General features: G+C 33.9%; 9 protein-coding genes. 2 read left to right on the top strand and 7 right to left on the bottom strand.

Annotated features, from left to right (window positions below):
* Positions 1 to 66 precede the first annotated feature (66 nt).
* From DK442_RS27110 to DK442_RS27095, 4 genes are all read right to left on the bottom strand, one after another.
* Positions 67 to 1,815 carry a tetratricopeptide repeat protein gene (locus DK442_RS27110; protein ID WP_109439061.1) on the bottom strand — a complete coding sequence of 583 codons (1,749 nt, stop codon included), beginning with the start codon at positions 1,813 to 1,815 and terminating at the stop codon, positions 67 to 69.
* Positions 1,816 to 2,170: 355 nt separating this feature from the next.
* Entirely contained in the window at positions 2,171 to 2,755 is a 585-nt protein-coding gene (locus DK442_RS27105) for a hypothetical protein (RefSeq protein ID WP_109439060.1), read from the bottom strand.
* 7 nt (positions 2,756 to 2,762) lie between these two features.
* Positions 2,763 to 3,434, bottom strand: coding sequence for a hypothetical protein (locus DK442_RS27100; RefSeq protein ID WP_160114388.1), 672 nt, complete (start codon positions 3,432 to 3,434; stop codon positions 2,763 to 2,765).
* A 139-nt stretch (positions 3,435 to 3,573) separates the two neighbouring features.
* Complete coding sequence (locus DK442_RS27095) at positions 3,574 to 4,344, bottom strand: N-acetylmuramoyl-L-alanine amidase (protein WP_109439058.1); 771 nt, start codon at positions 4,342 to 4,344, stop codon at positions 3,574 to 3,576.
* Between the two features lie 207 nt (positions 4,345 to 4,551).
* On the opposite strand from DK442_RS27095, the gene DK442_RS27090 reads away from it, so the two are divergent.
* Positions 4,552 to 6,399 (top strand): PLP-dependent transferase, encoded by a 1,848-nt coding sequence (locus tag DK442_RS27090; RefSeq protein WP_109439057.1) that lies wholly within the window; start codon positions 4,552 to 4,554, stop codon positions 6,397 to 6,399.
* A 73-nt stretch (positions 6,400 to 6,472) separates the two neighbouring features.
* Here the strand turns inward: DK442_RS27090 and DK442_RS27085 are convergent, their stop codons facing one another.
* Entirely contained in the window at positions 6,473 to 6,961 is a 489-nt protein-coding gene (locus DK442_RS27085; protein ID WP_109439056.1) for a hypothetical protein, read from the bottom strand.
* 836 nt (positions 6,962 to 7,797) lie between these two features.
* On the opposite strand from DK442_RS27085, the gene DK442_RS27080 reads away from it, so the two are divergent.
* Positions 7,798 to 8,361: a hypothetical protein gene (locus DK442_RS27080; RefSeq protein WP_109439055.1), complete on the top strand. Its 564-nt coding sequence runs from the start codon at positions 7,798 to 7,800 to the stop codon at positions 8,359 to 8,361.
* A gap of 161 nt (positions 8,362 to 8,522) precedes the next feature.
* Here DK442_RS27080 and DK442_RS27075 read toward each other — a convergent pair whose 3' ends face one another.
* Both DK442_RS27075 and DK442_RS27070 read right to left on the bottom strand, forming a co-directional pair.
* Entirely contained in the window at positions 8,523 to 10,874 is a 2,352-nt protein-coding gene (locus DK442_RS27075) for a DUF4157 domain-containing protein (RefSeq protein ID WP_109439054.1), read from the bottom strand.
* Positions 10,875 to 11,014: 140 nt separating this feature from the next.
* Entirely contained in the window at positions 11,015 to 12,451 is a 1,437-nt protein-coding gene (locus tag DK442_RS27070) for a DUF4157 domain-containing protein (protein ID WP_109439053.1), read from the bottom strand.
* Between the last annotated feature and the right edge of the window lie 189 nt (positions 12,452 to 12,640).

Here is a 12,640-nt window from a genome sequence, read left to right as displayed (position 1 = left end):
GTAAACACAAAAAAATCAAAATACTCATAATCAGAGTTTTGCGGTTTACCGTTTTTTATAAATTTCTTATTCCTCTTCTAGATGTACTAAATAGGTAAGAATTTCTTTTCGAGGATCTAAACCTAGTTTTTTACGGAGACGATATCGTGCAGTCTTTACACTTTCTGGTGATATCCCAAGTATACTTGCCGTTTCTTTTATATTCAAATTTAATCGAGTTAAAGAGCAAATTTTTAAGTCATTTGTGCTTAAATCTTCATGTTTTGATTTTAATTTAGAATAAAAACCTTGATGTGCATCTTCAAAAAATCTACTAAAATCCTCCCAATCTCTATCAATACTTAAGTTTTTTCGTATTATTCTATTAAGGTCTGCTATCAATTTATCTTTTTCAATATTGGAAGATTTTTTGACATCTTGTATGGTACTATGCAATTGCTGTACTACTTCGTTTTTCTTAATAAAATTAAGAGCATATGAGGTAAGTTCTTTATTTTTAAAATCTAATTGTTGTTTTAATTCCTGTCGCTTTAATTCAGAATTTTCTAAATCTTTTTGGGTAAGGGCATATACAGATTCCAGAAGTTCTTGGCTTTTGGTAGACAATTCTTTACTTTTTCTAGCTCGCTGCCTTGCTATGGCGTAAATCATATATCCGGCAATAGATATAATAGTAACTCCCAGAACCAAAAGCAATTTTATTAAGTTATCCGTTTTTTCTTTTTCTTTTAACACCTCCAATTCTTTATCTTTTCGCTCTAATGCATTTTTGAATTCTAAATAAGCGATTTGCTTTGCTTTTTCTGTGTTAAAAAGAGAATCTTTTAATGTTATATATTTATCATAAAACATTAAGGCTTCCTCTGGTTTATATTGTTGCTTTTTGAGCTCTTTCAACTCCTCATAAGCAAATAGTTCATATTTCTTTAGGTGATTTTCTTTAGCCAGTTCTAAACCTTTATTTAATTCAATTGCAGCTTCCTCTAAATTATTATCAAGTCTTAGAATTTTTCCGTAAATAATGAGATTATTGGTTAATCCGTCAATATCACTAACTTCATTACCCAATGTCATTGACTTTTTAATATGATAATAAGCTTGCTCGATTTCATTTTTATTAAGGTATAACATTCCCAATCGATTATGCGCTTCTGATATCCCATATATAAAATCATTAGCGGTATGCATTTGTAATGCATCTGTAAGATACTTCAGCGCTTCAGAATCTTTATGTTGTGCTATAAGGATAGTTCCTATTTTAGTAAAAGTAGTCGCTATTCTGCTTTTTAATTCTAAAGCAGTAAACTCATTGATGGCCTGCTCATAATTATGTAACGCTTTTTCATACTCTTTGAGGTCTGCATACACCATACCTATATTAAGTCTGGTATTGGCTAATCCTGTTTTATCTTGTATCTTTTTATATACTTTATGAGAAATGTTTAGATGTTCTAATGCTTTATTTTGATTGCCTTGCGCCCAATAAGCAACTCCTATTATACGATTTGCTTTAGCCAAACCATTGGCATATCCCAATAACCTTGATAATCGTAATGCTTTTTTTCCAAAATTAATTGATTCATTAGCATCTACAATCCAATATTCAAAACCAACGGCATTAAGAAGATCTACTTTTACTGTATCTTCTGCTTCATATGAATTCAATTGATCCAGTAAGCTATCAATTTTCTGAGTATTTGCTGCTACCTGTATACAATTGAGATAGAAAAAGACGCCAACGACAATTGAAAGAGTTGATCTTTTTATACATATATGTCTTTTTAATTGATATAAGGAAAATTTAAAAAAAATCATGAAAAATAATGGTTACAAGCAGGATAGGTTTCAAGCTTTTTCAATTGACTATAAAATTACTTATCATTTTTTTAATCAAACCAGTAACAAATGTTAAATCATATAAAGCACTAGCTTCCTTTGCCTTAACCTTATTTTAGATGTAAAAGATCGGTAAGGATTTTAGCTTAGAAGATGTGTTATCGCTTTTTTTGAGATAAATCAATGAGGATAAGATGCGATTTATCGATGTAAATCAAAACTTTGATTCGTCTCGAAAAGATTCTAATCTCAACTAGAATGACAAAAACATAATAGATTATGGATTGCAATCTAAAATAAAAATTTAGATAATGCGATTTTTGAATACCAACACTTATTTTGCTTCAATCTTAATCCTATACTTATCTTTATATAAAATCACCAGATTGCAAAAAGAAATAATAAACCCGGCAGAAAACAGGTAGCAAAAAAATAAAAGTGCCATTAATTGTATTCTATTAGACATGATACTCTTTTTGGTCCACGCTTTTTCGGGATCGCCCAAAAGAATCATCATCTGTTCATTTCTGGCTGGTAAAAACCCATGTGATGCCTTAAACGCCTCAAAAGGGTTATCATCCAGCATTTCATTACCAATAACAATATCTTTATCGATATAAGGTAATGTTCTCGTTTCTCTAGCAAAATGATATGTGGCATAAAACCCTATAAGAAGTACGATAAATTGCACAGATAAGCGCATCCAGGTCCTAATCAATTTATTTTTATGTGAATACAAAATCAGAAATCCGGCAAGTGCTGTTGCAATAAACACTCCGAATTTCATAAAAAAAGAAGTGTTTTCATCAGACGCATGCCAAGAAGGTAATGGTATAATAAAAGCACCTGCTACAGAAGCAATCCAAGTACTAAGCAGCGTAATCTCTTTCCAAACTTCTTTTAATTTAGAAACAAGCATTTTTATATTATTTAGGTGTTTTTAAAACTAGTTTTTTCTCCTCTTCTGTCCCGTCACTCATGATCAGGTGCAATTCTGGTTCCCCTATCCGGTCTTCTTTTTCTAACCAAAATAAATAATAACCCGGCACAAAATCCTGAGAAGCATTATGGGTAGGTTTATTAAACCTGAACCGTTTTATATTTAACTCTTTTTCATATGACAATTTTCCAAAAACAAAATAACCTTCTTCTTCGTTAGAATCTACAATGACCTTGATTTTGGTATTTGCGTCATTTTTGGCACTGCTGGTAATAGATGCTAATTTGGCATCGTAATCCAGGTATATTGCATCAAGAAGAAATGTTTTATTGGATATTGTATCGAAATCTTTATGTAAACGCTCTAATGTTTTTTGTGCTTCTTGTAGCGTAGCCATATACTCTGGTGTAAGTGCATATTTTTTATTACACACTTCTAAAGCCGGAAATAATTCTATACTCTTTTTTTCTAATTTACTGAATGCCTTGATAAGATTATCATCATTTGTAACAGTTGTTTTTTCTGCAAGACCTGTTATTGCTTTCTGCGTTTTTGATAAAACTATAGAAAGTTTATTATCCTTAGGAGCATAACTCGCGCAACCATACATAAAAAGTAAAATGTAAGACGCAAATATAAGTTTATAGAAATTTTTCATGTGCAATGATTTTATCTTTGAGAATAATTTTTAATCCAAATTATCCTACTTAACAAAATTACATTAGCACATGGTTATGCTACTATAACAAACACGCCAAATGATATGACTTTTCCGACAAAATGTAGCTTTAAGAGTTCTATACCAGGCCTTCAATTATTTTTTCCCAATCAAAAGCAGGACCTATGTCCCACTTGCCCGATGATCTGTAATTGACATGAGACACAATACCTTTAAAATTAACTAACTCATTTTCCGCCACTGTTATATATCGTTTATCCTCTGTCAAAAGAACTCTTGGTATATTATATTCTGCAGTGAGATAACGAAGTAACAGCAATAAACTATCATATTGCTTTTTGGTAAAGGTGGCATAATATAATTCTCCTCTGTAAGGAGAATCGAGTTTTGTATAAAATTGTTCCTCGTTTATATCACAATACACATCAGTATCACTGTACACGGTAACCAATTGGTTATTTATTCTTTTTAAGAAACCAATATTAGACATTTCTATCGCAATGGTTCGTTTACCACCATTGGTATTACCTCCAACAGCTCCTGAACCTAAATGGTATGACCAAAAAGCAGACGACCATAAGTTGAGTATCTTACCGTTTCTGGCAATAATAAATGGAGTAGATACTTCTCTTGTAGGTTTGGACAAAGCTGCTACATCTCCTTTTATATACCCAGCAGTATAATGCAATACGATCTGAGTTTTTGTATTTTTCTCTTGAAAATAAAACGAAGTATCTCCATTTTTTGGTCTACAACGTACATACGGCATGACTTGGTTTGTACCTTTAATAGGTACTGTCATTTCTGTTAAAACAAATTCTTTTCCGTCTGAGTCTCTTCCGGTTTCAAAGAAAGTTTTCTCGTGATTTGCAATACTGGTAGCTTTCATATTTAATTTGTTTTTAATAAAAGTAATCTGACATATGGTATTTACCAAATTTATATCGATATGGATTGAAAAACTATATCAAATCCGACAAATAAATAAAATTTCCCGACACAAATGCGTACAACAAACCTATAACAAAACGCCTTGAAATACTTTTAAAAAAATCTAATTGCCGTATATTTGCCGCCTTATCTAAAGGTGAATATTATGCAAGATCATAACATGCTAACATATATAAAAGATGTCTTAGAAAATATACCAAGTGACTGGTTAAATCTAACCACCCATCGACTTGATATTTATGATGAAAAATTGGCCAAAACTCAATTTTTAGAACAGTTTGAGATCTTATATACCAACCATAATTCTCAATCATCATCGCTACATGAGTTACCTACTGCGTTTGACTATATTCGATTAGGACATCCTTTATCTTGTGTCCTAGAATGGGTAATTGCTAAGACTCATCATCTTAAGGCAGAACATGTCATCAGTTTTTCATCAATGACAATTCCTATACTTGCAGTGTTAAGAAAAAACCTATTAGATAACAAAAATACCCAAATCGTTTACACAGGCGAATTACCAGATTTTTTTAATCCAGAAATACTACAGCATGTTTATGGCTATACATTTGACATCAAACATGTAGAGGACGCATCTGCTATTTCTGAGTTTGACGGCAGTACTGTTTTTATTTCGCAACAAGATGATATTTACAATTTTGATCTCATCCCAAATGTTGATTTTTTTATTAATATTAATGCTCAGCTAGGAAGTATTATATTAGTAAATGCAGAGCAAAACGAAGGTTATATTTCAGAAATTCAGCATGTAAGAAGAAGAGAGACCATTGCAATGACACCGGCCAACACATTGGTTACCTTAAAGCATTTAGTAGAGCAATCTTCTATTAATCATAAAACTAGTACTATCGAGACTAATAAAACACAGGTCTTAGCTTCTATAAAGGAGATTACAAGTACAGGTATAGAGGCTCTGGTAGCGTCTAGCGGACTATCTATGCAATATGCAATTATGATGGGGTTAATACATGATGCTTTCGAAAAGCATAAAGGAAAATCTATTAAAATTGTTGTTCCCCCAAATTGTTATGGCGGTACAAATGACCAGGCAAGACGAATTGCTGCTTGTATTGATACTGTCGAAGTTATGGATTTACCTGTTGATGGTGGCAAAGACATGGTGCAAAGTATAGATATTGTTTTAGACAAAATTGCTGAAGAAGATGCTGTTCCCTATATCATTGCAGAAATTCCGACAAATCCTAGAGTTGAAGTTCCTGATCTTATCAAGTTAAAAGATGTTTTAAGCAAGGAACGTAAAACCAGGGATGGTGAAACCGCTATTGATCCTGTTTTTATCTTGGATCAAACATTTTGTCCGAATGTCCACTTTCTGGGTGAAGATAACATACTCTCTACCGTTAGAACGATTGCTTATGTGAGTGGTTCTAAATTTCCGAGTGGCGGTCAATGTACTGCAGGATACTGTGTAGCCAATAAAAAATCCGAAGCTTTGATGGACAATATAAAATTACATCTAAGACTCTGCGATAACGAAGCTACGGATCTTCAGATGGAAATTTTAGCAAAACAATTGCCCTCTATGAATCAAAGGATTCATGATGCCTATAAGAATACACGAGAATTTGTAACCTTTATCAACGCTACTTTACCTGAGGCAAATATCAATTTTGTTTCAGAAGACTTGGCAAAACAAGGATTTACTCCATCTGTATTTTCACTAGATCTCCCTACTAAAGGGAATACTGAAGAAGAAAAAGAATCTTATAAAAGAGCTTTAAACCTAAAATTGATCAACTTGATGATTAATGAAATCCCTAATGAAAGCAAATACTGTGTAAGCTATGGGCAATTAAAGGGATGTTATTGGACGATACCTGCAACCTCAACCCAAGGGACGACTAAAGAAGGTGACAAAGATTATATTGCCCGTGTAGCACTTTCTCCTGATATGGATCTAGAACGCCATAAGAACGTCTTTTTAGATTTTGTAGAAAGTATTTCATAGGTCAATACCAGGTAATAAAAAACCAATGAACCCATATAAAATGATCCATTGGTTGTATTATTTGAGGTTCTAATTAGTTACATACAGAAGCTTCAAAGTTACCATTAACAAAACTGTTATCGTCACTTCTTGCATTGATTCTACCAATGACTTTAGTTTCTGTAATGTCAGTGATTTCAACAGTACCTTCTGTGGCAATATTATTTAGAGGTATTCCTTCTTCGTCATAACTCAATAAGGTAACCGTTTGAGAATTATCTAAATCGTTAAAGTCAAATTTGAGTTCATAAATACCCACGGCATTAGTGATAGAAAAGATGATTCTACTTTTTTTCTCAAAATTAGACGCACCACATTCAGTTTCGGTACTTAGTAAATCCAGATGGATTTTATCATCAATACTACTTGTACCATTAACAAAGGTCCAACTTTCTCCATCAATTTTACCTTGTAGTACCTGGTCAATGAATTCTGTTTCTGGTTCTGTGGTATCATCATCACTACAAGCGATAAACATAGAGAAAAATACAAGTGTACATGCAAAAAGTAGATTTTTTTTCATAAAGATAAATTTGTTAGTTATTAAAAATGATTTTGATTAAAGCATTCAGTGATATTACAATTTATTTTTTTAGTTAAAACTGCTTTCATAATACATCGTTATGACCATGATTGCTTTCATTGTATTGAATTCAATTTTTATGCCAAATTTAACATAAAACACTACTAACTCACAAAAACTCATACAGCAGCTTTGTGTATTAAATCTGTATCATTAAGATTTTTCTATATGAGATGTGTTAAAAAGTTAACACAAACTCATGTGTTTAAGGTACTTCTGTAGTACCCTGCCCCCACCTCTATAGTCCCCACCCCCTCTTATGAAGGCAGGAGCCACTATGCTCAGACAGAAGTGTTACTTCTGTCTGAGCATAGCGTTACTTCCCTCTGAGGATAGTGGCACTTCTGTTTTAAGTACCCTACCCCTTGTTCATCTCGAAGCCGCACCACTATAACAAGTACCCTTATACAATATTTTATACAACAACACCCACTTATATAAGTCCCCCTTACCCACTTATATAAGTGGGTTTTGCAGATAATCAGGGACAAAGAGTAGTATTTTAACAGTTTTTGTTAAAAATCTAAAGATGAATATATTGTAACTAATGTGATAAGATTATCTATCAAATTCTAAAAAAGTTTACAATATTAGGTAGTATTTTAAATCATAATGATAGTACTCTACGAATGTCTCTACTACCGACAAAAGCTTATAGCTTGTTTTTATTCTCAACATTTATCTAAATAATCTACCAATCTTTAGTGGCACTTATTAGTATTAAATTTCAAAAAAATTCGTAAATTGAAGTACAAACTTTTACAAATCAATAGCTTATGAAAAAACTATTACTTCTTTTATTTTTATTTCCTCTTACTTTTTTTGCCCAAACAAATTACTCGCAAGAGGATATTGCGGCAGCAGCTGCACACGACAAACAATGGTTACTTACCAACACTACAAGTGACCAGGTAGATTATGCCTATGGTGTTAGCACTATGGTTCAATCTTTTATTCGGGACAAAACAAAATGGCAAGCCAAATCTATAACCTGCGGAACGAATTGTTTACAGTGGGTACACCAAAGCAGCACTCCTGGCAAACTCGAAAAGAGAAAAATATCATATAAGTTATATTATGACAAGTTACCTACCGGAAAACGAATCAGTACTAAAGTAGTTTTTGAGGGTAGTAAGGACTTAATCATTAATTTTTTTATGAATTATTGGACCCAAGATCTTGAATTCATTAAAGGCCCAAAGGACGAAAAGAACCTTGCTTCTGTACGGTTTTTATCAGATATAGCAACACTGAGAGTTAATAATGATGGTGACGCATCTATTATAGTAACTACGGGTACTTCCAAAGATACCTATACTTCTATGATATCTCATAATTAAGGATATTTACAGGTAACTAAATAGAATAAAAAGACGCGCTTTAGAACGCGTCTTTTGTTTTGTAATATTTTCTTCTTTGTATAGTACAAGCTATTACTAACTGTTGACGCTACGAAGTTGCAAACTTCGCAGAGCAGGGAACTAATCGTGCGTTAGCACGGCTAACTTTCAGTAGTTAGCCGCTTAATTTCATTTTCAATTTCCGAACTTTTATCTTTACTGAGTTTACGCATGATACTCTTACGATTAGCCTCACTCTCCTCTTTCAATACTTCCGCTGCCAAGGCAACGGGAAGCTCTTCGATGATTTGATCTTTGTATGGGAAGTTACTTTGGATAATAAACTTAAAAAGAGATTTGTTGAAAAAAGGTATAGGTCTGGAATAGCTACTATGAACGTACGCCTTTAATTTGTCTAAACTCATTTTTTCTAATACATCGACTGACGCTTTTAGGCCTTTATTTTTAAAATAGTATGCTACGCCTTTTAAGTCCAATTGATCAAGAATTTTTGCACAATTTTCCGCTTCCAACGTAATCAAATAGGTTTGCATTTTTTTATTATTCATCCGGCTCAGGATTCTTGTAGCATCATCGTCACTTAGGGGCTCTAAATAGGTTTTCACCTTATTTGACTCCAATTTATTAAGGATTTTCGCGGCATCATTAACTACCTGAGTTTTTAAGTAGTTAGTCACCCTGGCATCCTGAATACCATTGAGTAGCTCAACTTTGGCATTGTTGCTCCTGCGATTTAAACTTGATGTCAGGTCTGTATCATCCAATAAGTTATAAATTTCTTGCCTTTTGACCAGTGACTGTCTATCAATACAATCATTCAATTTTTTCAAATTAGCAGCTTTCACAACAACATCGTTTACACTACTGAATTCTGCTAGACGCAAGTATTCATGAAGCGAGGCGCCATGCAAAAACTGTCCGAATTTTTTATTATTATTAGTGTTTTGTATCTCCTCCCCCCTTCTTGAGGCATTCGAAAAAATAGACCAGCCACTGGCATTAAGGTTCCCCACATTGAAAGTACCTGCTGGATTGGTCCACCAATCTCTGGCATTGAGTATATCATCATCATAAGGGATTTTCCCTTTTTGGAATAAGGCAGACATAGGTCTTAAATCCTGAAATCCAGCTTTAATATTACTACCATCAGTTCCGAATGTACCGGAAATGTCATTTTTTTTGGCATAATCACGATAATTGAAATATTTATTACCTTCACCTGCCTCCAATTGTTCTTGGTACCAATCATAAAAACCCTGAGCGTAAGCATTAAGACCTTCTCTTATGGGAACTATTGTATCTTCGTTATTGGCCTTATATGAGCTATTAATAAAGATATTAGTATGATCAAGACCTTCTGCATTATATGCATTATGTCCATCACAAAAAGTCTCCACATTCATTACTTTATAGCCATCCCATGCATCTGCCACAATGGCCACACGTTTATCGACACTTTCAGGCATGGTAGCCCCTGCTGGTATTCTTTCAGGATAGGTCACTACAAAAGCATGATCATATTCTGATCTTGGGTACATCATACATTTATGTACCCATTGATCATTAGTGTTTCTAAGCAATTCCTCCACTAACATACTACCAAACTCACCACAATTACCAATCTCTGATTGACGAGCAACCCAACCTTTGATGGCTTCCGCGTTGTTCTTGTACCATTGGGTTGGGTTAAGTATACTTGCATTTTGCGCTAAAAGAATCGCATGTTCTTTCAAAGGATTGACTTTATCTGTGTAATCCCGAAAAGCAACTAATCGGGCAAAACTGTCTCCTTTGGTTCTAGTAATGGAACCTCGTCTATTGCCTCGAGCAACCCTTTTATCCGCTGTACCTTTTGCATTATAAATATTTGATACAGCTGTCTTCTCTCCTCTTAATTGAAAAACTTTCCTGGAAGTATCCATATACATAGGCACTTGCTGAATTACGGAATCGTTAATTCCCCATGGATCTCCTGTAGTTACAGGTTCCATTGGCTTCATTTGAAGTGCCTTGGCCCCCATCACATCGGCTTCCTTCTCCAAGCCAGCATCATCATTAATAGGAACTTTACTTTTTAACTGTCTGGTAGGTTTTACTCTGCCTTGTTTTTGTTGTACTACGTGCCAAGCTTCGTGAGGCAGGTGCTTTTGCTGTCCAGGCGCCAAGTGGATATCGGTTCCCTGTGCATAGGCATGCGCTTGTAATTGAGCTGGTTTGTTAGAGTTATAATGTACTTTTACATCATCCATACTATAGCCTGATAGGTTTTCAATACCAGATTTTAGTCTGTCGGGCAGGCCTGTTTTATTTTTTCGTTGGATGGGATTAATGGTACCTTCAGTACTACCCATTACAGATCTTAACTTGTGCTGTATAGCTATAGCAGGACGGTTGTCGGCAATCGTAGCTTCACCACCTGTACTGGATTCTTCTTGTACGCGTTGTATGGTTTTTTGTTGTGGTTCTTGGGTATTTTCTAGTGGTGTTTTCATTTTGCGTAACTCATTTTATTAAACTAAAAGTGGAATGATATATGCTATACAGATTACAAATCTGATCGATCTGGTTTATATTCTTTTCTTCCCATTGTTAACACCATTAGTTACAGACTAGCAGTATCGGTGAAATATTTCTATTTTTCACTTTCAATAAATTCATCTATTTCGATATTGTAACTTTCTTCATTTTCGATATTGTAGTCATCGCACTCTCCATATTCTTTTATAATATCAACTATATGAAGCTCTCCCATTGTCCATACCCCTTTTTTATGTTTCATTAACATAGCGGCTTCATGCATTTGCCTGCTTCTGCTTTTTCTTAACTTGTTAAATGCTTTTTTAAGATAATATCCATAATTATATTCATGCAGGTTAATTTCAAAAACATTCTTTGGGGTATTTATAGTTTCGATATCTGCATAGCTATTTTGTAAAGCACTTAGAGCGGACCTGTAATCTATATAACTATTTTTCATATATTTCTTCTGAAGAGGGTAATTATTAGAAAAGTAATTTTTACAAGCTCTTATTGAGTTCATAGAATTTTTTAAGATTTCAATAATATTCTCGGGAGAATTATGGGGGTTCCTATATAGTCTCTTTTTATTTCTTTTAATAAAATTTTCAGAATAAGTAATTCCATTTGTAAGATCAGGATGGTCATTTAATAGTCCATAAGCTTGCTGTATTGAATCAGTTAGACGATCTAAAAGTTCATTTATTCTATCTAGAGTAGCAGGGCTGTTTTTTGACCTTTCTTTTTTCATTTTATCTTTTAGTTCTTGTATACCTAATTTGATATTAGTTAATCTGTTGATCACCCTCAAATGAATCGGATCTCCAAATCTTTCAAAACCACCGTCATTATTCAATACTTTAAATTCGTTCTCTAACCAATATTCTCCTTCTGCACCAAAAATAGTTTCAGTATATTCTTTTTCTTTACCTCTTCTTTCTTCTGATTTGTTATGACTTTCTCCTACCAAATTAAGCTTATGAGGATTTATTTTCCGCTGTACAGTACCCACGTTTGCCATTACAACTTTATAAGGTTTGCCAGTTACCTTATTAGCATGCTGCACTGCCTTAACTCCCATCACGTCGGCTTCCTTCTCCAAGCCAGCATCGTCATTAATATTCACTTTTCCCTTAAACTGCATCATGGGCTTAACCCGACCTTGTTTTTGCTGCACTACATGCCAAGCTTCGTGAGGCAGGTGCTTTTGCTGTCCAGGTGCTAGGTGTATATCCGTACCCTGTGCATAGGCATGAGCTTGTAGTTGGGTAGGTTTACTGGAATTGTAATGCACTTTTACATCATCCATACTATAGCCAGAGAGGTTTTCTATACCAGATTTTAGTCTGTCGGGCAGGCCTGTTTTATTTTTTCGTTGGATGGGATTAATCGTACCTTCAGTACTACCCATTACAGATCTTAACTTGCGTTGTATAGCTATAGCAGGACGGTTGTCGGCAATCGTAGCTTCACCATCTGTACTGGATTCTTCTTGTACACGTTCTATGGTTTTTTGTTGTGATTCTTTGGTATTTTCTAGTGGTGTTTTCATTGTACGTAACTCATTTTTGTTTGATTCTACAGGCAAATAAATTTATAGCACGGATTGCAAATCATAAGTGTTCGAAACCTTTATGTTGAGTTTATTATTTCATTAATTTTATTAGGATCTCCGCCACATTTTAGGATGATATCTTTGATTATTAATACTTCCAGTTCATTTGTAAATTTTAATTTTGGA

Origin of the sequence: Aquimarina sp. AU119, assembly GCF_900312735.1 — a bacterium.
GTDB classification, from domain to species: domain Bacteria; phylum Bacteroidota; class Bacteroidia; order Flavobacteriales; family Flavobacteriaceae; genus Aquimarina; species Aquimarina algiphila.
This window is presented reverse-complemented; position numbering and strand designations above follow the sequence as displayed.